Origin of the sequence: Raoultibacter timonensis, from assembly GCF_022845715.1 — a bacterium.
GTDB lineage: Bacteria > Actinomycetota > Coriobacteriia > Coriobacteriales > Eggerthellaceae > Raoultibacter > Raoultibacter timonensis.
This window is the reverse complement of record NZ_AP025564.1, coordinates 3,171,451-3,190,699: the sequence shown is the minus strand read 5'-3', so window position 1 is coordinate 3,190,699 and position 19,249 is coordinate 3,171,451. Positions and strand designations below refer to the sequence as shown.

The following is a 19,249-nucleotide window of genomic DNA, read 5'->3' as shown; positions in this document are numbered from 1 at the left end:
GAAAGGAAGAACCGATACCTATGGATACGGTGATAGAAACAAGGGGCTTGACGAAGCGGTACGGTGATTTCGCCGCCCTGGACGGGGTGGGCGTTTCGGTGCGCCGTGGTGAGATATTCGGACTCGTCGGCGATAACGGAGCCGGAAAAACGACGCTCTTCAAGCTGCTATGCGGGCTTGCGTTTCCGAGCGGGGGCGAGATGCGCCTCTTCGGCGAACACGCGCAGGCCGATCTCGAACGGCAGCGTTCGCGGGTGGGGGCCATCATCGAGCAGCCGGGGTTCTATCCGAACCTGAGCGTCGAGAAGAACCTCGAGTACTACCGAATACAGAAAGGCGTTCCGGGCAAACAGGTGGTTTCGGAGCTTTTGGAGCTCATGCGCCTCACCCACGCGAAGAGGCGCGCATGCAAAAACCTTTCGATGGGAATGAAGCAGCGCCTCGGGCTCGCGATGGCGCTTCTGGGGGAGCCCGAGATCCTTATCCTCGATGAGCCGATCACGGGGCTCGACCCGAGCGGTATCGTCGAGATACGCGCGCTTCTGCAGCGGCTTAACCGCGAACGGGGAATTACCATCGTGCTTTCGAGCCACAATCTGGCCGAACTCGAACAGCTGGCAACCACCTATGCGTTCATGAGCCATGGGCGCATTCTGGAACAGGTGAGCGCCGAGCGCCTTGTTGCGCGATGCGCCGATTGCATCGACATTGCCGTCTCGGATGCCGAGCGCTACACGGCTCTGTTCGAAAAGAGCTTCGGGCAGACTCGCTATCAGGTGCTTCCCGACAAGACGGTGCGCATTTTCGATCCGCAGCAAAGCATTGAAGCCTACAGTGCTCTGGCGAGCGAGCAGGGGATGGGCATCTTCAAACTCGAACGGCATCGCATGTCGCTCGAGCAGTACTATCTGAATTTGAAGGAAAGGGGAATCGCGTAATGCTGAACTATATGAAAAGCGAGTGGTACCGCATCGTCCATGGCAAAGAATTGTACCTGATAACCGGCATACTCTCGGCGGTTGTTTTGGCGGCGAACGTCATCTTGTATGCGATGACGTTCGTCGAGGATGCGTTTCCCTATGCGTCGGTGCGATTTTCACTCAGCAACCTTTTGTATATGATGACCATGCTGTTCGCTCTCGGAGGCGTGCTCGTCGCCATATTGTACGCCGATGATCGGAAGAACGGCACGATGAAGAACGCGATCGTGCACGGCTGCTCGCGCACGAGCCTCTTCATCGGAAAGAGCCTCATCTCCGTGGCGGCGGGGCTCATATGCATGGCGGTGGTGCTGGTCGTCTATATCGGAAGCGCCGCGCTTTTGCTCGAAGGCCCCGCTGCAGAGCCTGCAGTCGAGCTTTTGATGGCCGTCGTAGCTGCGCTGCCCTCGGTTGTTGCAATCGTCGTGCTCGCGGTGGCGCTGGATGGTTTCTTTTCGAAGACGACCACCGCTATCGTCGCGTTCGTGGTCATCGTGTTCGCCATCCCGCAGGTGCTTGCGCTCATCGGTTTGCGCTATGAGCCGATCGCCGAGCTCGCCAGCTGGTTTCCGGCGGTCCTGTTCGGCAACGATGTGGGTGTATGGCCCCTTGATTTCACCATGCCGTGGGAACAGCTGTTAGGCTGGGCGAAATGCATGGTCGTCGGATTCGGATGGTTGGCGGTGTTTGCGGTTGCGGGCCTTTGGCGCGCACGCAGGGTTGAGCTGTAGGAAAGGAAGCGTATGGCTGAAGCGCCCTTGATCGTTGTGCTCGTACTGGCTCTCGTGGCTGCGGGGTACTTCTGCCTGCGGTACTTCCTGTTGAAACGCTCGCTGCGAAACGCCGATCGCGAACTGCGTGAAATTACGGAGGATTTAGGGGAGAACCGCATAGTCAAATTGGCTGCTCCCGATCGTGATCTGGAGGCGTTTCTCGGAACCGTCAACCAAGCGCTGGCCCATATCCGAGGCGAAGCTGTGCGCTACGCACGGCAGGAAGCCGAATTGAAGTCGCAGGTTGAACGTATTAGCCACGACCTGCGAACCCCGCTCACCTCGATCCTCGGATACTTGGCGCTTGTGGACGAGGGCGGCCTCGATGGGGAGACGCGCGATTCCCTTGCAACCGTGCGCCGCAAGGCCGATTCGCTTCAACGGCTGATCGCCCAGTTCTACGACCTCTCTTGCGTGAGGGGCGAAGATTACCGTCTCGATGTGGGCGAGGTTGAAGTCGGTCGGCTCGTGCGGGAGTCGGTTGCCGGGCAGTACCGGCTCCTCTCCGAGGCCGGACTCGAGGTGGACGTGGGGATTCCTTCGCATGCGGTGTTCGCGTTGGCAAACGAGGCTGCTGTCGAGCGCGTGCTGGCGAATCTGCTCACCAACGCCGGCAGGTACGCGAAGACGGCGTTCGAGGTAACGGTTTCGGAGAACGTGGACGAAAGCGGCGTTTCGCTCGTATTCGCCAACGATACCCGCACGCTCGACGAGAGCGAAGTCGTTCGCCTGTTCGAGCCGTTCTACACGGTCGATGGATCCCGTACGCAGGAGAGTTCGGGTTTGGGTCTGACGATTGCGCGGCACCTTGTCGAGCGCATGGGAGGTACCCTGACGGCGCAGACCGAGGTGCGCGGCGGTACTCAGTGGTTGAAGTTCGAAGTGGTGCTGCGGGCCGGCGGGTGCTCGGCGAACTAATCGACCAGGGTTTCGACGGCGGGGAAGTCGCACTGCTCGAGCGTCTTTACCTGATAGGTCATCTGAAGGCTCAGCCAGAAATCCGGCGTTGTGCCAAGCGCCTTTCCGATAAGATACGCCATTTCGGGCGTGATGGACCGCCTGCCGTGGATGATGTCCGAGATGGCGGATTGCGGCTTGCCGATCGCCTTGGCGAGACGGTACTGCGAAATGCCGAGCGGGTCGAGAAACTCCTCCTTAAGGATTTCACCTGGGTGAGAAAGGAGCGTTTTAATGGTAGTCAACGAATTCAACCTCCTCGATACCGTGTTTGGTCCAAGAAAAGCAGAGGCGCCACCGACTATTCATCCGTATACTGTAGCGTCCCTCGCGGTTTCCGCTGAGTTTCTCGAGTCGATTGCTGGGCGGGATGCGCAAATCGCCCAAACACCCCGATGCTTCAGCGGCGTCGAGCATCTGGAGCTTTCTCATCAGCGGCTTCCGGAGCTCTGGTGGCACGCGTCGGGATGCGGTTCCTGAGCAATCGATCCAAAAAGATTCGATGTCTCGATCTTTGAATTGCATGGCGGCTCCCATACTTCTGCAAAACAGAATGCTACTGCAAAACAGATATAAAGGCAAGCGCTGCTGTACCAGCGTGGCTTGCCGATCGCCTTGGGCTATCGGGTCGAGTAGTTGGGAGGAAGCGTGTCGAAGAGCATCTGGTGGAGCTTCCGCCTTCTCGTGCGGTAGTCTTCGCTGTCTTCAGGGGGTTCGACTCCCAGATGCCTCATGAGCTCATGGGCGATTTCCTCGTTCGCATCGAAATCGGCAAGCTGTTCGCAGGTTACCTCGATTACGGTGGCATCGGGGTGGGACGCAATATCGAACGGCCGTCTTCCCGGATCGTCGATGATGTCGATGGCTACGTTCGCTTCGGGCCAGTAGAGGCTCATGATCTGCTCCTTTGTCGCGGTGGCGGTATATTCTGAGTATAGAGCGGTCGTTTTGACTGTTCGTCCGACAGATTTCGCGGGGTTCTTGCAGAAATCGCACGCGGTCGCGACGCAAACCTTGCAGAAATCGGATGCGAATCGTACGGTTTGCGGAATCGATCGCGATCCCGGCGCGACGTGGGCCGCCGATCGTTCGGCGGCCCACAGGCTGTACTCGCGAATGCGCTGCGGCTTGTCAACCTCGAACCGCGATACGGTTCGAGGCGGTAACGCAGTTTCCCCTACGATGAGTCTCGAGCGTGCAGATCGACCACTGTCCCGTCGATGGTTACAGCTACCAGATCGTCGAAATCCTCGATAGGGGTGATGATGAAGATAGCTCCTTCCTGCGCGGTCAGATCGATCGAAGAGCCGTTTCTCGGTGCCTCGCTCAGATCCCTCTCCGTTCCGTCGCGGTACACGAGTCGCACGTCGGCATCGACGGCGTTTTGCTGTACGGCGGCATCGACAGCGTTTTCATCGGCTAACGCTTCATACGTGAAAGACAGCTTCACGCCGAGCGGCGAGACGCTCACGGCGTCGACGATGAAGTTCTTTCCCCTGTCGGGCAGAGCTACGCTTGTCTCGATCTCAAGCACGTCGATCCGCTCGGGCACGGTGAACGCCACTTCCCAGTTTCCTTCGATCAGGGTGTCATAGGAGAACCCGTATACGTGCAGCCGATAGTACGGCAGATCGGCTTCATCGATGCGGAAGACCGCTTCCCGGTAATCGCAGGCAAGGTAGACCATGCCGTCTTTCGGGTGCTCGTATGTTCCGTATCCCACCTCGTAATAGATGTCGATCTTTTCGCCCGTGCGCGTGTCGATGAGGTTGAACGATTGCATCGCCTCGGGGCCGCCGCTCACCTCATCTGTGGGGTTCATTTGAACGTGCAGAAGACCGTCTTGGTAGCAGATGTTGGATAGGTAGCCGGTATCGAGGCCAGGGATGGCAACGTGCATCTCGTCGCGCACGAGGACCCGATCGACGTCTTCGATGCGGTGCCCTTCTGCGACGAAATCCGTGCTCGACCCGCCGCTCAGTCCGCCCTCGCTCATCCAATCGATGTCTTCGAACGTTCCGCCTTGTCCGAGCAGCCCCGCAAGGTCGAGGTCTTCGGCGACCATGCTATGCTCTGCCCGATTGGCGTAGATGTTCGAAATCGATAAAGTGGCCGTTTCCCCCGATGCCAGCCCGGAACCCTGCATCATGAGCGTGGCGGTTTTCGTTTCGGGATCGTAGCTCAGCGTCTCCTCGCCATAGCCATGCGAATCGTCTCCATCGAGGCTCATCTTTCCGAAGTGCAGCTTATCGGACAGGCGATCGCCGGTCGTATCCTGCAGATCGACGACGAGGTAGGTGGTTTCGCCGTCGTTGATAGCCGCCGCTACGTCGAGCTTGATTCCCTGGTCGGTCGTGCTTGCGCCGATGGTCTGGGCTTGTGTGGCAATTTCTGCACCTCCCCCGAAATACGACACGAACAGTTCCTGGATGCGGTCGGCGTAGGCAAATCCCGCAAGCACGATAAGCGCTGCGGCCGCGAAGAGCGCGACGAAGCGCCCGGTTCTGCGATGGGGTACTTCGGGGGCCTGCTTTTTCTCGTCGACACAGCGGGGAACTGTTGCCCCATGTTGTTCGGCCGATGCCGCAGCGATCTTCTGGGCGAATCGTGCTTTGATGCGTTCGGTGCGATCGTCGTCGAAGGGGTGCTCGTACGACGCGATGTCATGCAGCGCGTCGTCGGGCAGGTTTTCAAGGGGGTTTTGGTTTTCGGTCATCGTTGATCCTCCCGATCGTCGGACAAGGAGACGGATAGGGTTCGCTTCGCCCGGTACAGTCGGTTCTCCACGTCCTTTTTCGCTCTGCCCATCGCTTCGGCGATGGCTGCAGGCTTCTGCTCGTAGAAGTATCGTCGTATGAGGATTTCGCGCGTCGGTTCGGGCAGGCATGCGATCGCTTCGTAGAGGGCCTGGTAGTCGATGGGGTCTTCGGGCTGGGCGGCGGCGAGCTGCTCATAGCAGTCTTCGAGCGAAACGGTCGAGTTTCGGGTTTGCTTGCGGAATGCGCTGACGGCTCGGTTTCTCGCCAGCGTGCAAAGATACGTTTTCAGGCTGCCTTTGCCCGCATCGAATCGTTCAGGGTACTGCCACAGCTGGAAGAACGCATCGCTCACGCATTCTTCGACATCCTCGGCAAAGAATCCTGCGGATTTCGGCAGATAGCGTCCCGCCACTACCCAGAGCAGCCGGGCGTACTCGTCGATGATCGCCTCGTACGCCCGCTGATCGCGCCGGCGCAGCTTCTCGATAAGCTCATGGTTGCCCAATCGTCCTCCTCGGTCGAAGGCCTGCGATGCGGCCGCCGCATCCTTCGTCGTTCACCGTTCTGTAAGCTTACCTATACGTATTCGCAGCGAAAGCGAAAAACACTCGCCGGATAGGGTAGATCGTGCGATCGGTCGGCATAATAATCACTTCCAAAGTAACAATTATGTGAAAGTTCGACACAGATAACATCGAAGGAGCTACTATGGCACCAACCACAAGAGACAGGAGCAACCCATGTCCATGATCAACCAGGAGATCGACGATTTTTCCGTCCAGGCCTTCCATAAAGACGATTTCGTCACCGTCACGAAGGACGACGTGCTGGGCGGGTGGTCGGTGTTCTTCTTCTATCCCGCCGACTTCACGTTCGTGTGTCCGACCGAGCTTGAGGATCTCGCCGCCATCTACGATAAGTTTCAGGAGGCCGGATGCGAGATATACTCGGTTTCGACCGACACTCACTTCGTCCACAAGGCGTGGCACGACACCTCCGAGAGCATCGCGAAACTCCCGTTCCCGATGCTCGCCGACCCGACGCATCGGCTCTGCGACATCTTCGACGTGTACATCGAGGGAGAAGGCGTGGCCGAGCGCGGCAGCTTCATCGTGAACCCCGAGGGCAAAATCGTGTGCTACGAGGTGAACGCGGGCAACATCGGGCGCAACGCCGCCGAGCTGCTGCGTCGTGTGCAGGCGAGCCAGTTCGTTGCCGAGCACGGCGATGCCGTGTGCCCGGCCCGCTGGATGCCGGGCGCCGAAGTGCTCCATCCGGGCATCGATCTGGTCGGCAAGCTGTAGACACGTCGTAAGCCTGATTGCCGCAATGATACTCGGCGCTGTGGCAGGTTTCGACATCGGACGATCAACCGAATAGGCGGTTCGCGGCCCGGGTTCGCCCGGGCCGCGGTACAATAGCCGCGAGAGAAAAGGATTGCGCATGTACGACGGCGAAGGACAACCCGGTCGCAACGACGAATGCTGGTGCGGCAGCGGCAGGAAATACAAGAAGTGCCACCTGGAGACCGATGAGCGGCTCCAGCAGCTCTACGAACAGGGGTTCGAGGTTCCGGCTCGCGGTTTGCTCAAAACACCCGCAGACATCGAGGGCATCAAGAAAAGCGCGGCTGTGAACATCGGCGTGCTCGACTACGTAGCCGAGCGCATCGGGCCTAACACGACCACCGGCGAGATCGACCGTTGGGTATACGATTACACGGTCGAGCACGGCGCCGTGCCGGCTCCGCTCGGTTACGAGGGCTATCCGAAAAGCGTATGCACTTCGGTGAACGAGGTGGTGTGCCACGGCATCCCCTCCGACGACGAGGTGCTCGTCGAGGGCGATATCGTCAACGTCGACTGCTCGACGATACTGGACGGCTATTTCTCGGACTCCTCGCGCATGTTCTGCATCGGCGAGGTGTCTCCCGAGAAGCGGGAGCTCGTGCGCGTGACGAAGGAGTCCCTCGACAAGGCGCTCGAGCAGGTAAAGCCCTGGGGCCTCATCGGCGATGTGGGCCAGGCGGTGAACGATTTCGCGAAGGAGCACGGTTATTCGGTCGTGCGCGAGTTCGGCGGCCACGGCATCGGCCTTGAGTTCCACGAGGATCCGTTCGTGAGCTTTGTCGCGCAGGCGAATACCGGCATGGTGCTCGTTCCGGGCCTCGTGTTCACCATCGAGCCGATGATCAACCTGGGGGCGCAGGAGATCGACATGAGCGATCCTAACGGCTGGACCGTGCGCACCGAAGACGGCAGCCCGACTGCCCAGTGGGAAATCCAGCTTGCGGTGACCGAGGACGGCTACGAGCTTTTGTCCTGGTAGGGCTGCGGCTGCATTGAGGCTATACGTGCCGCCTCGAAAACGAATACGTTTCGTGGAAAAGGCGATTGGCATAAAGTGAAGTAAACGTACAGTGTGGTCAGCGAAGCGTCCGACGATTCGTATTGCACCTACCTCCGGCGCTTTCATATCCCCAGTAGTTTCTTCGCCCTGCTTTCCGAGGGAGTGTCCTTGGTCCAATTCGCAAAACGGTTAGCTGTGTGTCTCCGTTCGGCGCATGGCGGCAATCTCGGCTCCTTCCTTTGCATCGAGCAGATTTGCCACAGGTGTTGAACGATTCGTACCGTGCGAGCGCCGGGAAATCTGTTTTGCATCCAGTGAGGTTTGCCGCCTGAAAGAGTCCGCAAACCGGGCTCTGAGGAACTTTTTGTATGTATACCGATAAGCTTTCATGTATCATCAAGTGAGCTGAGATTCGCCAATCGCTTTCGAACGCTTAGCGGCGGGTTGATTTGCGGAATCGGAAAATGCGAAACGGAAAGGTTGGAAGATGATGTTGATTGAAGCAGGCGGCGCGGGCGCTTCGGCGCCGGCGGCACGGTGCAAAATGCGCCGGGGGGGGTTCTGTTTTAAGAGCCGCTCTGCTGGCTTTTTCGGTATGCTTGGCGGCGTTGGCTCTTGCGGGATGCGCTGACACCGCTTCTCCTTCAAGTGGGGGGAACGCCCCAGCGGACGACGGTGCATCCGTCCCGGCTCAGAGCGGGCCGCCCCAAACCGATGAGCCCCAAGCCGCTGCCTCGGTCGACACCTACTACGCGCAACATACGCGCGGAAACACCATGACCCAGCTGGCCTCCACGTCGGGGGAGGTCGTCGAGCTGCCCGACGGATACCAGGTCGTAGGGCCCTATTCCGAGGGTTTGGTCATGGTGCGCTGGCTTGAAGCCTCGAACGACCGATGGGGGGGTCGGCACCGACGGGAACTTCGACTACGGGTTCATGGACGCGTCGGGCAACCTCGAAATCGAGGTGGACGATGCGGCGGCGTCCATTGGGCTGCCGGCCGAAAACGACGAAGGAGCCGCCCTGCGGTGCACTCCGGGCGCGTACTTTCAGGAAGATCGTGCGGTGCTGGACTGCCGGTACGGCGCGCGCGGCAACGAGTACCATTTCTCGCTGGTGATCGACGCCCAGGGAAGCGTCGTCGCCTGGACGGGGCTCGACGCCGGGTACATGGACGTCGAGTCGGCGGCCTCTTTGCCCTATACGAGCTTTCCCGACTCCATGGAGCTCGTCAACTTCCCCAGCTTCGGCATCGCGGGCGCGTACGAGGACGGGCTCCTTCGGACGAGTCTGGGCACGTCTCTGGCCCAAGACCATACGATTCTGCTCGATGCGGACGGGGAGGTGTACGCGAACTTCTACGGGTCCGACAGCTACGTGCGCAGCTCGGATCTGCTGAACTCCCGCTATGTCGTGGGCGGTCTGTACAACGTGTGCTCCTACGAGGCCCGCGCGCCCGAGGCGAACCCCGTCGACGCGTTCGACGTCGTCGACATCCTGGAAGCCGAGGATTTCGACGACGCCCAGATCGTCGATATGGCGGGGGACGGGCCGGCGGCCATCCTCAACGCGCGGTCGAACACCGCCAAAGGGGAGCGCGTGCTGACGGGCCTCTACGATATCGAGGCGGGCGCATGGATCGGCGAGCCCGTGCTGGGCGGCGGCGCGCAGGCGGCGCACTACGGTGCCTTCCCCGTCAGCATCGAGGGGAAATACAGCGAAGCGTACGAAGGCGGCTCGTGCGGGCTCATGTCGTCGGACGGAACGTGGCTTTTCGCACCCGACGCCCTCTACGGCGGCGCGACATGCAGCAAGATCGTTCACCTGCAGGGCACCTACTGGCTTGCGACGGCCGGCAAGGGCGACGGCGAGCGCAGCTACCTGATCGATGCCGCGAACCCATCGCTTCAGCCGGCTTGCGTGGATGATCTCGTGCTGCCCGAAGACTTCCGCGAGACCGACGCCATGGACGAGGAGCTCATAGAAGGCGCCTCCTCGCGCAACCAAGAGATGGGGGAGGCGCGATGAGCGCAGGGGTCGGTTCGCCCTCTCTCGGAACCGAACCGCTGCCGAAACCCGGGCCGTTGCTCGCCTTGGCCGTCGCCGCGTTCTTGCTGTGCGGATGTCTGGCGGGGTGCTCGGGCGAGGCGGGCTCCGGCCGGAGCGAGGCGGGAGGGCAAGGCGCGGTTTTCGCGCCCTCTCAGCTGGACGCGTCCGACGGTCCCGCCGGCGCGGAAGAGCAGATATCCTACATCGTGGGCAACGCCGGCCAGGCGCTGCCCGCCGAAGATCGCCCCTCGCGCGTTATGCAGCTGGGGGTTGATGCGGGAGTGGGAGCGGCGGCCCAGGAGGCGCTTCACATGCAGGAGTGGACGAACTACCTCTACGACGAGTCCGGACGCCTCGTGAAGACGGCGACGTTCGGCGAGACGGTCCTTGCCAATACGGTCTCCTCCTACGAGTACGACGCGGACGGCAGGCTGCTTTCCGCACGGGTCCAGTCGGGAGACGGGGACGTCGCGTCTCTCGACTACGCTTACGAAAACGGGAGGCTGGCAAGGGCGGAGGCGACGACGGTCGAAAAGGGGGAGGCGAGCGGCGCTGCCGTCGAAACGTATACCTACAATGAGGAATTCTGCGCTCTTACGGTTGACCAGTATTATGCGAACGGCGATTTGAAAGGAGCTTTCGTGGCGTACTTCGACGAAGAGCATCCTTGGGAGGGCAACCCCATCGATTACGACGGGGGGCGTATGGTATCTGCCGATGTTTACACTGCGGAAGGCGAGATGAAGCAGCATGAAGAGTTCGTCTACAACGAAGACGGCACCCCGTCGCTGAAAACCATCCAGGTGTTTCCCGTCGATGGCGGCGAGGAGTCGTACAGCGAGCGCGCGTACTCCTACGACGAGAACGGGTTCGAAACGTACATGACCTTCGAGCAGACCCTCGCCGACGTCCGCCAAGCGCACCGCATCGAGCGGACGTTCGGCGCCGACGGAAGGATGACGCGCAAAATCGAGCGGTCGAACACCGGCGACGAGGTGAGGACGTACGCTCGCGACGAGCGCGGGCGCGTCGTCGCGAGCAAGTGCGTCTCCGGCTGGGCCCCCATCGCGTGGTCCCCCTCCCTGACGGTGTACCAGTACGACCTGGGCCTGACCGAGGCGTCGCCTTCCGAGGAGGGCATGGAGGAGGCGGCGCAATACGAAAGCGACCGCTTGAGGGAAAGCTACTACGATCTGGCGGCCGTGTACGTGGCGGGAAGCTATCAGGCTAGGAGCGGAAGCATGTACGACGGGTCGCAGCCGGTGCTCGAGCTGCATGCCGACGGATCCGGCACCTTCGACGGCGTTTCGGGCAGATGGGAGTGGGACGATACCGCCCGCGCCCTCTACGCCTACATCGGCGGCGAGGCTCCCGCGTGGTACGTCTGGGGGCAGGAGGCGGGCTATCCGAGCGGGCAGCGCTTGGGCGACGGCGCATTCGCCGAGTTCGACCGCGTGCGTGACGAGAACGGCGTGCCGGTCGACTGACGCGCCCCGCGTGATCTCGTGGCGAGGCGTGCGTCTCGTCCAAGGCGAACGTATTCAAATCAACGATAGGAGGAACGATATGGACGTTAGCAGCGAAAGCCGGCCGACAGGATGGCGGGCGGCGGGCGCCGCATCCCGGGCAGTCGCGGTCGCGGTCGCGACCGCGCTGTTGGCAGGCCTCATCGCCATGCCGGGCTGCTCTTCTAAAACATGCAACGATTGCGGGGAAACGTTCTCTGGCCAGGCCTACTACCAAAGCTATTCCTCGAACCCGAACTACAACCCCTACCGGGAAGACGGAGGGGAGCTGTACGAGGGCGCCGGCACGATCTGCGAAGAGTGCGCGCAAGACCGCTGGGGAGACGATTACCGGGACCATAAGGCGAAATAGCGCGACGCACGGGGACGCGCGGAAGCCCGACCCGCCCTTCGCCTCGCTGAAAGGCGAAGGGCGCGAAGAGGGTCTTCGCATGCCACGCTTCCAGGATCGCGCTGATGCGAGAAACGAGGCGGCCGGGAATCGGTTGTGGCGTGCGGGGGATTGCTGGCTCGGCGATTCAGTTTGCGCGATCAATAACGCATGTTTGCCCTACGGAGGCAGCGGGGATGTTCGTGTCTATTCGGAAAGCAAGATGACGAAGCTTTTGCACGATCGGTTTTCTGAGACTTCATGGTTCAGGGTCGGGCGTACTTCGTGCATTGCATGGGCCGCGAAATGCACGGACTCCCGCTATCTCTGTCGCGCTGTTTTCTCGAGACACAGCGGGCCTCACAATGCAGGACCGATCTTGCCGAGCGGCTTTTCGGGGCGAAACCGAGTGTGACCAAGACGATTGAGAGGCTGCTTCGCTTGGACGCGTAGAAGAGGTGCGCAGCCGCTCGCAGGCGTTGCCCGTTCGTAGGCCTGCTGCAGCCAAAGCGCTGTTGTCTACAGCGGATACGACAGAACGATCGTTGACGGAACGGGGCATTGCGCCCGTGTGCATCTGCAAGCTTGCCGAAGAGGGAGCTTTGGATGGTTGCGCCTACGCGATCTTGCCGGGTGCGAACGTTTTGGACGGCGCAGCCTAGCACTAGTACCGTCGTTTAATACGGCTTAATGCGCAATTCGAAGCTATTTCGCCCCGTCTCCCATGTGCCCCGAATCCTCCACGGTGGTGGCGAGCGGCGTTTCTCTCAAGAAGAGCATGAGCGCGAGCCCTGCGATACCGAGGGGCAGCATGAAGAAGAACACGGGTACGAGCGCATCGTTGTATGCGGTGCCGAGCGCCTGCTGCACGGCTTCGGGCAGACCGTGCACGATGCCCGGTGTGAGCGAGTTCGCGTCGACTCCGAGCACCCCTGCGCCCCCGACCGACGAGAGGTTTTCGGCCAGCGTTCGGGTGAGGCCGCTCGTGAAGATGGCCCCGACGATGGAAGTGCCGAGCGTCGTGCCGACCTCACGGAAGAAGTTTGTCGCGGCGGTGGCCATGCCGACGACCGATGCCGAGAACTCGTTTTGCACGACGAGTACGAGGATCTCGAAGTTCAACCCGATGCCGAAGCCGAGCACCGCAAGGAACACCCCGATGAAAGCGAAGTGAAGCTCGGCGGTAATCGTCGTGAGGCAGGCGATGCCGACGACCATGATCACGAAGCTCGCTACCATGAGCTTCTTGTAGGTGCCGCGTTTGCTCACGGCGTAGCCCGAGATGAGCGAGGCGATGAAGTAGGCGATGCTCATGGGCATTTCCATGTAGCCGGCCGCGGTGGCGCTCATGCCGTCGACGATCTGGAAGTACGTGGGCAGGTAGGTGACGGCGCCCATCATGGCGAACGTTGCAATGAACCCGGCGATGGTGGCGATGTTGAAGTTGCGGTTCTTGAAGAGCTCAAGCGACATGATGGGCTCTTTCGCCCGACGTTCGGCCAAAACGAACAGGACGCCGAACGCGGCGGCAGCTGCGAAAAGCCCGACGATGACCGGAGAATTCCAAGCGTGTTCGGTGCCGCCCCACGAGGTGGCGAGCGTGACGCACGTTATGGCGATGGCGAGCGTCATGGTGCCCCAGAGATCGAACGAGGCTTTTTCCACGGTGCGCTTCGGCTTGGGCAGGCAGATGACGGCGGTGACGATGGCGACGGCTGCGAGCGGGATGTTGATCCAGAACGCCCAGCGCCAGCCGATGGTGTCGGTGAACAGGCCGCCCAAAAGCGGTCCGACGAGCATGGGCACGGCGTAGGCGATGCCCATGATGCTGAGGTACAGGGCGCGGTCGCGTGGCGGTATTACGTCGGCGACGATGGCTTGGGAGAGGATCATGAGACCGCCGCCCCCGAGTCCCTGCACGGCGCGGCCCGCCACGAGCCCTTCCATGGAGCCCGTGAGGCCGCAGACGACCGAACCAGCGACAAACAGGACGAGCGCTCCGATGAACAGCCCTTTGCGGCCGATGAGGTCGCCCATCTTCCCGTACAGCGGCATGGTGACAGTGGCCGCGAGCACGTAGGCGGTGGTTACCCACAGCATGTGGTTCACCCCGCCGAGCTCGCCGACGATGGTGGGCAGGGCGGTGGCGACGACGGTCTGATCGAGCGATCCGACGATCATGGCTACAAGCAGCCCGGCGAATACGGCGATGACCGATTTCTGGGGCAGCTCGATGGCGTGCGGGGTCTTGTCGTTTCGGGGAGATTCCATAGGTGTCTTTCCTTACGATTGCATTGCTTGCTGGAACAGGTCGAGAAACCGCTTGCTGATCTCATGCGCGCGGATCATATCGTCTTCGCCGATCTCATGCGCGCAGCGAAGTTCGATGCGGCGCAGGTCGCCCATTATCTCGTCGCAGCGGCGTTTGCCCTCGGCGGTCAGTACGTGAAGCTTGCTTCGTTTATCGGCCCCGTCGGTGCGATGGGTTGCCAGCCCCCGCCTCTCGAAGGTGCCGACGATAGAGCTGATCGTCTGCTTGGGCAAAAACAGTTCGGCGCACAGGCGCTTCTGGCTGATGCCTTCGGGGTTCTCCCCTAAAACGAAGAGAACCGACATCGAGTAGTACGACTCGCCGTAGCGCTTGGCGAACTCGCCGTACAGGTAATCCATGTGGAAGAAGTCCTCGTACATGTTGTCGATGTGCTGCCCGAACCTGTCCATTGCCTTGTCCCTTCGCACGAAGTCCCTGCAAGCGAGCGCACACGCTCGCAATTAGTCTGATATCGGACTAATTTAGCGTGAGACGGTGCGGGACGCAAGGGTTGCGGGGCGGTACTCTGTTTCTCCATAAGCCGCATTCGACGAATGCGCCCTCGCCCTATGCTGAACGTGCCACGGCGCATTCCCGTTGTGCGCAGCGGCGATTTCGTTGCCCGCGACAGGAGGTGCGCTCGAGCGGAAGCCCGCGAAGCGCTCGTGGCCGCAGACGGCAAACGCGCGACCGCACGGGGCCGATCGCCTGCTTGCGCAGCTTGCGTACCGCCTGTTCGATGGCGCATTATCGTGCTACACTGATGCCGTCGACCGCCAACGAGAAAGGACGATGCGATGATCGATCATATGAGCGTCAAGGTGAAGGACTTCGATAAGGCCGCAGCGTTTTACGAAGCCGCGCTTGCACCGCTCGGCTACGTCAAAGGCATCGAGTATCCCGGCGGCTTGCAGCTTCACGTCGAGGGCGAGCCGGGTGACGTATGGGTGATGGCCCTCAAGGACGACGAGGCGCCCCTGCCTACCCATATCGCGTTCACTGCGAAGGATGCCGAAGGCGTCAAGGCGTTTTACGAGGCGGCGCTTGCGGCGGGTGGAACCGATCACGGCGCCCCCGGTCCGCGCGATTACCATCCCGGCTACTATGCGGCGTTCGTGTACGATTTCGAGGGCAACAACATCGAAGCCGTCATCCACGACTTTGCCGAGTAGAGCAGCCTTTCGCGACCGCGCAAAAGGCCGTTGGGCAAACCGTTCACTCGGCCGGAGCGGAGCGAACGGTCGGGATGGGCCACCGGGCGGATTGTACGCCGATCGTCGGGCGGGTTGCGGAGCGCACCGCCAAGCCGGGGCATTTCGGTTCGGCCCAATCCGCTCGGTGGTTGTTGCACATGCACGATACTGAACCCGTGAAGGTAAGAAGGGAAATAGCTGACCTGCGGGTCTCGTACAGGTGCCCAACGATATCGCACTTATAGGGGCGTCGGATCGTTCAGTATCGCAATTCTCAAGCAGCAACCGTTCTTTCAGCGCGAGACCGGGGCAGACGCGCGCGAGACCGGAGCCGACCCTGCGCGAGGTCGCGGTCGACGTGCGTTGATACCATGCGTCGGCACCGTGCGCTAGCATGTCCGAAACATCGTATCGTCGTCAATGCTCATACGGGATCCGGTCCATGCTACAGGCGGCTTTCGATACGGCCGCTGCACGGTTGCGCCCTCGCATCCTCCGCGCAGCTTTCAGGCTGCGAGCCTTTCGCGTTACGCCGAAAACAGCTTGCGCATCTCGGCGAGCAGCTGCTTGCGCGTGAACACGAGCAGTGCGAGGAGGAACACGCTCGCAGTCAGTGCGCTCGCGTAGGCGAGCACGTTCCATGTGGTGAGGTTCAGCGCTACGAGCACGAGCGGCGTCAACCCGAGCAGCACGTCGAACAGCAGGTATTTGGCGTACCCCGACACGAACGTGCCTTTGAACACCGCGATGAGCACGGTGTCGAATACGAGGGCGACCAGACATATGCTCGGAATGACGAACGTGGTTATGATGAGGTTCTGCGACACGACGAACCATACGGCGGCGATGCCGAGCAGCACGAGGAAGTAGCGCACCACCACGCGCAGAAAGTCGGGCGAGTGCGTGAGGATGTTGCGCACGAACAGGTAGTTCACGGCGAGCGCCACGCACACCGTCAGTACGATGTCCCACGGAAGCGGTATGAGCTGCCCCAAGAACAGCATGACGAGCAGGCACACGCCGGTGGCGAACGCGAGTACCCGAAGCGCGATGGCTCCCGATTTGCGCACCCCGTTGCGAGGGAACGGCGACGGATCGGCTTCACCCGTGAGTTCGGCCTGGCAGAGGGGGCATCGGTCGAGGTCGCCGGTAAAGCTCACGCCGCATTTATTGCACTTCATCATCGTCGGCGCTCCTTTCCTCCCGGGCTACCTTCTGCTTTCTGGGCTTCGCGGGTTTTGCCGTTCGTTCGGTCTTTACGGCCCGTTCGGGCTTTGCGGGTTTTGCGGCCTGCTCCTGCGTCGTCGGCTTTTCGGGCTTTGCGGCCCGCTCGGGCTTCTCGGATCGTCGGGGTTTCCTCGGCGCCTTGGCCTTCTTGGGCTGCGGCTCGTCTTCTTCGCTTGCGGGCACCTGGCCGCCCAAGCGTTTGACGGAGGTTTCGAACTTGGCTTCCAGCCGGTCTTCGGCAACCTCTTCGCTCGTCTTGTTGATGTTGATGGAGCCTTCGATGCCCTGGCTCGAGAAGTACCGGCAGAAGTTCTTGATGATGTCGGGATTGGAGTACACCGAAGAGATGCCGATGCTCAGATCGTTGCCGAAGGAGCTGAGGAGGAAGTTGATTCCCGTAGTCGAGGTGAGCACGTTGATGTTGCGAATGTACGGGGCGAGCCGCTCGTCGATGGCGATCTGCCCGAGGTTCGAGACGGTCGTGGTGGTGTCGCGGGCGGCAAGGTAGGTGGCGAACTCGAGGATGAGGTCCTTTACGAACAGCGGCGCCAGGCGCAGGACGGGGTTCTTCTCGAGCGCGATCATGCGGTTCATGCGGGATTTGAGGTGTTCGGCGTTGGTGACCACCTTGAGTTGGGCGTGCACCTGCCTCGCCACCTCTTCGACGGGTTCGTCCTCGTCGCCCGGCACATAGGATACGAACGCCAATCCGAAGAAGTTCTTCGTGGTGGTGGATTTGAAGTGCTGGCGAAGGTCGACCGGCACGTCGAGGCGGATCGCGCGGTTTCGATCGCGCCGCGGCATCTCGGTGCGTATGGCGCACATGACGGCGGCGATGACGAGCGATGTCACGCTGACGCCGAACGAGCGTGCCAGTTCGAGAACCTGCGCGGCGGGCACGTGGTACTCCATGAACGTGGGATCGGCCTCGTCGCGCCAGCCGGTGATGCGGTATACCTTGGGCGCATGCGTTGCGGCGGCCTTGTCGCGCTCGTAGTACTTGTCGAAGCTGTTTTCAGACTTCTGGTGGTCGGAGCCGTCGTATTCCAGCGGGATGCCCTCGATGCCGTAGCGTTCTTGCAGGTAGGCGTAGAGCAGCGCCTTGAAAAAGCTCAGGGTTCCGCGCCCGTCCGATACGATGTGCGAGACTTCGAGGTTGATGCGGTTTCGATAGTAGCTCACGCGGAACAGGATGCTCTTCGCGTCGACGTGCAAGCCGAAGCAGATCGGCAGGTTCTCGCGCTGTACGACGGGCGGCTTGGTCGCCTGCTCGAGGTAGTGCCAGAACATGCCGCTGCGCAAGCTCACGTTGAAGCCGGGGAAGATGTCGACCGTTTTCTCGAGCGCATGCTGCAGTACTTCGGGATCCACCTCGTCTACGAGGGAGGCCGAATAGCGGAACACCGTTTGGGCGGAGCTGCCCGCCTGCGACGAATAGAATTTGCCGACGTTGTCTAGTCTGTACCAAGTAGCCCGAGCCACGCCGGTTCGTCCCCCTGTTCCAGCTCGTCCCCATCAAGGAAGTGCTTGATGATGCGATACGTGTCCTTAACGATGTTGAACACCGAGGGGTACAGAAGGTACCCGTGCACGGCGTCGAGCACACGATAGCACGCTACGCAGCCGCCGTCATCTGCCAGACGCTGCGCGAACACTTCGCCCTCGTCGCGCAAGGGGCAGTACTCGGCGGTGATCACGAGGGTGCGAGGCTGCTCGGCAAGGCTTGGTGCGATTAGCGGAGCGAAGTACGGCTTGTGGAGGTCTTCCGACGAGGAGGCGTACAACTCCATGTATCCCATGATGTCGCGCGCGGTGAGCAGGTAGTCCTCCCCGTTCTCGCGCACCGAATCGAACAGCGAGGTCGTCGGATTGTGGTCGTTGTACGTTGCGGGATACAAAAGCATCTGGGTGCGCGGCAGAAACTCGCCGCGATCGCGGGCCATGAGCGACACCACGGCGGCGAGGTTGCCGCCCGCGCTATCGCCGAACAGCACGATGTTTCCCGTGTCCACGTCGGATAGCAGCGTGCCCGCATGCAGCTGGCGCGCCACCTCGTAGCAGTCTTCGGGCGCCTGGGGGAAGCGGTGCTCGGGCGCGCGCCGATAGTCGACCGATACCACGCGCCGTTCGAGCTTGATCGCCATCGTGGTGCAGGCATCGGTATAGAAGTCCACGCTGCCGTTGACCCATCCGCCCCCGTGGAAGAACAGGATCGTGCCGCGGGAATCCTCGGTGACCTTGAGCCCCGAAGCGAGGGAGAAATCGATATCGAGCGGCGTGAACACGCGCAGGGGCAGCTCGAAGCCGTCGGGCATGGTCGCCTTGGCTTCGTCGATGCGGCAACGCGGATCGGGAATCATGAGCCTGGCGCTCACTTCCTCGGCGACGCGCTGTGCCTCGTAGGATTTCCTGATATCGGGTTTGATCCGCGAAGCCGCTTTGAAGGCGGCGAGGATCGCCTTGTTGATGGGCATGTCGATGCCGTCCTTTCGCAAAGAGCGGCGGCACCGATCCCGTGCCGGCTTGCCGCGCGGCGCACGCTCGCGCCGCTGATGGGTCTATCGTAGCACAGAGGGGCCGTCCTCCGTGCTACGAGCCGTACGCGTTTTCCATCCGTGATGCGCCGGCGAAGGGCGCTGCCGGGTGATCGGGTCCGTTCGGCAACCTGTAACCGAGAGGCGATCGCCCGTGCGGAGCCGACCGCGGGCGCTTCGCCGCAAACGGCCTGCGGGCGGCTCTTCTCAGGCGGACGGCA

19 protein-coding genes are annotated in these 19,249 nt (G+C 61.4%); 9 read left to right on the top strand and 10 right to left on the bottom strand.

Features of this window, described 5'->3' with window-relative positions:
- The first annotated feature begins 20 nt into the window (after nucleotides 1–20).
- The 3 genes from MWL89_RS13100 to MWL89_RS13090 are packed head-to-tail and all read left to right on the top strand — an operon-like array spanning nucleotide 21 to nucleotide 2,671.
- Nucleotides 21–938: an ABC transporter ATP-binding protein gene (locus MWL89_RS13100; protein WP_244386569.1), complete on the top strand. Its 918-nt coding sequence runs from the start codon at nucleotides 21–23 to the stop codon at nucleotides 936–938.
- Complete coding sequence (locus tag MWL89_RS13095) at nucleotides 938–1,711, top strand: ABC transporter permease (RefSeq protein ID WP_244386567.1); 774 nt, start codon at nucleotides 938–940, stop codon at nucleotides 1,709–1,711. The genes MWL89_RS13100 and MWL89_RS13095 overlap by 1 nt, the downstream gene beginning before the upstream one ends.
- 12 nt (nucleotides 1,712–1,723) lie before the next feature.
- Nucleotides 1,724–2,671, top strand: coding sequence for a sensor histidine kinase (locus tag MWL89_RS13090; protein ID WP_244386565.1), 948 nt, complete (start codon nucleotides 1,724–1,726; stop codon nucleotides 2,669–2,671).
- Here MWL89_RS13090 and MWL89_RS13085 read toward each other — a convergent pair.
- The 5 genes from MWL89_RS13085 to MWL89_RS13065 all read right to left on the bottom strand — a co-directional run bounded on the left by MWL89_RS13085 (nucleotide 2,668) and on the right by MWL89_RS13065 (nucleotide 5,974).
- On the bottom strand, nucleotides 2,668–2,955 hold the full coding sequence (locus MWL89_RS13085; protein WP_102379788.1) for a HigA family addiction module antitoxin: 288 nt from the start codon (nucleotides 2,953–2,955) through the stop codon (nucleotides 2,668–2,670). The two genes, MWL89_RS13090 and MWL89_RS13085, sit on opposite strands and share 4 nt — an antisense overlap.
- A complete protein-coding gene (locus MWL89_RS13080) occupies nucleotides 2,942–3,235 on the bottom strand; it encodes a type II toxin-antitoxin system RelE/ParE family toxin (RefSeq protein ID WP_244386563.1) in 294 nt (97 codons plus the stop codon). The genes MWL89_RS13085 and MWL89_RS13080 overlap by 14 nt, the downstream gene beginning before the upstream one ends.
- A 95-nt stretch (nucleotides 3,236–3,330) precedes the next feature.
- Nucleotides 3,331–3,606, bottom strand: coding sequence for a hypothetical protein (locus MWL89_RS13075; protein WP_102379786.1), 276 nt, complete (start codon nucleotides 3,604–3,606; stop codon nucleotides 3,331–3,333).
- A 281-nt stretch (nucleotides 3,607–3,887) separates the two neighbouring features.
- Nucleotides 3,888–5,426 (bottom strand): hypothetical protein, encoded by a 1,539-nt coding sequence (locus MWL89_RS13070; protein WP_244386561.1) that lies wholly within the window; start codon nucleotides 5,424–5,426, stop codon nucleotides 3,888–3,890.
- Complete coding sequence (locus tag MWL89_RS13065) at nucleotides 5,423–5,974, bottom strand: RNA polymerase sigma factor (RefSeq protein ID WP_244386559.1); 552 nt, start codon at nucleotides 5,972–5,974, stop codon at nucleotides 5,423–5,425. The genes MWL89_RS13070 and MWL89_RS13065 overlap by 4 nt, the downstream gene beginning before the upstream one ends.
- Nucleotides 5,975–6,209: 235 nt before the next feature.
- On the opposite strand from MWL89_RS13065, the gene ahpC reads away from it, so the two are divergent.
- The 5 genes from ahpC to MWL89_RS13040 all read left to right on the top strand — a co-directional run bounded on the left by ahpC (nucleotide 6,210) and on the right by MWL89_RS13040 (nucleotide 11,745).
- On the top strand, nucleotides 6,210–6,773 hold the full coding sequence (gene ahpC / locus MWL89_RS13060) for an alkyl hydroperoxide reductase subunit C (protein WP_244386557.1): 564 nt from the start codon (nucleotides 6,210–6,212) through the stop codon (nucleotides 6,771–6,773).
- Nucleotides 6,774–6,912: 139 nt separating this feature from the next.
- Entirely contained in the window at nucleotides 6,913–7,797 is an 885-nt protein-coding gene (locus MWL89_RS13055; RefSeq protein WP_244386555.1) for a methionyl aminopeptidase, read from the top strand.
- Nucleotides 7,798–8,694: 897 nt separating this feature from the next.
- The gene (locus MWL89_RS13050) at nucleotides 8,695–9,846 is read left to right on the top strand and encodes a hypothetical protein (RefSeq protein WP_244386553.1); all 1,152 of its coding nucleotides are present in this window, start codon (nucleotides 8,695–8,697) and stop codon (nucleotides 9,844–9,846) included.
- A complete protein-coding gene (locus MWL89_RS13045; RefSeq protein ID WP_244386551.1) occupies nucleotides 9,843–11,354 on the top strand; it encodes a hypothetical protein in 1,512 nt (503 codons plus the stop codon). Before MWL89_RS13050 ends, MWL89_RS13045 begins: the two co-directional genes overlap by 4 nt.
- A gap of 79 nt (nucleotides 11,355–11,433) precedes the next feature.
- Entirely contained in the window at nucleotides 11,434–11,745 is a 312-nt protein-coding gene (locus MWL89_RS13040) for a hypothetical protein (protein WP_244386549.1), read from the top strand.
- Nucleotides 11,746–12,468: 723 nt separating this feature from the next.
- Here the strand turns inward: MWL89_RS13040 and MWL89_RS13035 are convergent.
- Together MWL89_RS13035 and MWL89_RS13030 are read right to left on the bottom strand one after the other, a co-directional pair.
- Nucleotides 12,469–14,034: an MDR family MFS transporter gene (locus MWL89_RS13035; protein WP_244386547.1), complete on the bottom strand. Its 1,566-nt coding sequence runs from the start codon at nucleotides 14,032–14,034 to the stop codon at nucleotides 12,469–12,471.
- A 12-nt stretch (nucleotides 14,035–14,046) separates the two neighbouring features.
- Nucleotides 14,047–14,484, bottom strand: a complete 438-nt coding sequence (locus tag MWL89_RS13030; RefSeq protein WP_244386545.1) for a MarR family winged helix-turn-helix transcriptional regulator — start codon at nucleotides 14,482–14,484, stop codon at nucleotides 14,047–14,049.
- A gap of 387 nt (nucleotides 14,485–14,871) precedes the next feature.
- On the opposite strand from MWL89_RS13030, the gene MWL89_RS13025 reads away from it, so the two are divergent.
- Nucleotides 14,872–15,246, top strand: a complete 375-nt coding sequence (locus MWL89_RS13025) for a VOC family protein (protein WP_244386543.1) — start codon at nucleotides 14,872–14,874, stop codon at nucleotides 15,244–15,246.
- A gap of 548 nt (nucleotides 15,247–15,794) precedes the next feature.
- On the opposite strand, the gene MWL89_RS13020 is transcribed toward MWL89_RS13025, so the two are convergent.
- The 3 genes from MWL89_RS13020 to MWL89_RS13010 are packed head-to-tail and all read right to left on the bottom strand — an operon-like array spanning nucleotide 15,795 to nucleotide 18,968.
- The gene (locus MWL89_RS13020; RefSeq protein ID WP_244386542.1) at nucleotides 15,795–16,451 is read right to left on the bottom strand and encodes a DUF6320 domain-containing protein; all 657 of its coding nucleotides are present in this window, start codon (nucleotides 16,449–16,451) and stop codon (nucleotides 15,795–15,797) included.
- Nucleotides 16,435–17,976, bottom strand: coding sequence for a phthiocerol/phthiodiolone dimycocerosyl transferase family protein (locus MWL89_RS13015; RefSeq protein WP_244386541.1), 1,542 nt, complete (start codon nucleotides 17,974–17,976; stop codon nucleotides 16,435–16,437). The genes MWL89_RS13020 and MWL89_RS13015 overlap by 17 nt, the downstream gene beginning before the upstream one ends.
- On the bottom strand, nucleotides 17,949–18,968 hold the full coding sequence (locus MWL89_RS13010; protein ID WP_244386540.1) for an alpha/beta hydrolase: 1,020 nt from the start codon (nucleotides 18,966–18,968) through the stop codon (nucleotides 17,949–17,951). The genes MWL89_RS13015 and MWL89_RS13010 overlap by 28 nt, the downstream gene beginning before the upstream one ends.
- Nucleotides 18,969–19,249 lie beyond the last annotated feature (281 nt).

Excerpts from the sequence above, each read along its gene's own strand:
- MWL89_RS13040 (WP_244386549.1), top strand. The coding sequence starts at position 11,434 with ATGGACGTTAGCAGCGAAAGCCGGCCGACAGGATGGCGGGCGGCGGGC.
- ahpC (WP_244386557.1), top strand. The coding sequence starts at position 6,210 with ATGTCCATGATCAACCAGGAGATCGACGATTTTTCCGTCCAGGCCTTC.
- MWL89_RS13025 (WP_244386543.1), top strand. The coding sequence starts at position 14,872 with ATGATCGATCATATGAGCGTCAAGGTGAAGGACTTCGATAAGGCCGCA.
- MWL89_RS13020 (WP_244386542.1), bottom strand. The coding sequence starts at position 16,451 with ATGATGAAGTGCAATAAATGCGGCGTGAGCTTTACCGGCGACCTCGAC.
- MWL89_RS13100 (WP_244386569.1), top strand. The coding sequence starts at position 21 with ATGGATACGGTGATAGAAACAAGGGGCTTGACGAAGCGGTACGGTGAT.
- MWL89_RS13095 (WP_244386567.1), top strand. The coding sequence starts at position 938 with ATGCTGAACTATATGAAAAGCGAGTGGTACCGCATCGTCCATGGCAAA.
- MWL89_RS13075 (WP_102379786.1), bottom strand. The coding sequence starts at position 3,606 with ATGAGCCTCTACTGGCCCGAAGCGAACGTAGCCATCGACATCATCGAC.
- MWL89_RS13080 (WP_244386563.1), bottom strand. The coding sequence starts at position 3,235 with ATGCAATTCAAAGATCGAGACATCGAATCTTTTTGGATCGATTGCTCA.
- MWL89_RS13030 (WP_244386545.1), bottom strand. The coding sequence starts at position 14,484 with ATGGACAGGTTCGGGCAGCACATCGACAACATGTACGAGGACTTCTTC.
- MWL89_RS13010 (WP_244386540.1), bottom strand. The coding sequence starts at position 18,968 with ATGCCCATCAACAAGGCGATCCTCGCCGCCTTCAAAGCGGCTTCGCGG.
- MWL89_RS13090 (WP_244386565.1), top strand. The coding sequence starts at position 1,724 with ATGGCTGAAGCGCCCTTGATCGTTGTGCTCGTACTGGCTCTCGTGGCT.
- MWL89_RS13035 (WP_244386547.1), bottom strand. The coding sequence starts at position 14,034 with ATGGAATCTCCCCGAAACGACAAGACCCCGCACGCCATCGAGCTGCCC.
- MWL89_RS13055 (WP_244386555.1), top strand. The coding sequence starts at position 6,913 with ATGTACGACGGCGAAGGACAACCCGGTCGCAACGACGAATGCTGGTGC.
- MWL89_RS13070 (WP_244386561.1), bottom strand. The coding sequence starts at position 5,426 with ATGACCGAAAACCAAAACCCCCTTGAAAACCTGCCCGACGACGCGCTG.
- MWL89_RS13045 (WP_244386551.1), top strand. The coding sequence starts at position 9,843 with ATGAGCGCAGGGGTCGGTTCGCCCTCTCTCGGAACCGAACCGCTGCCG.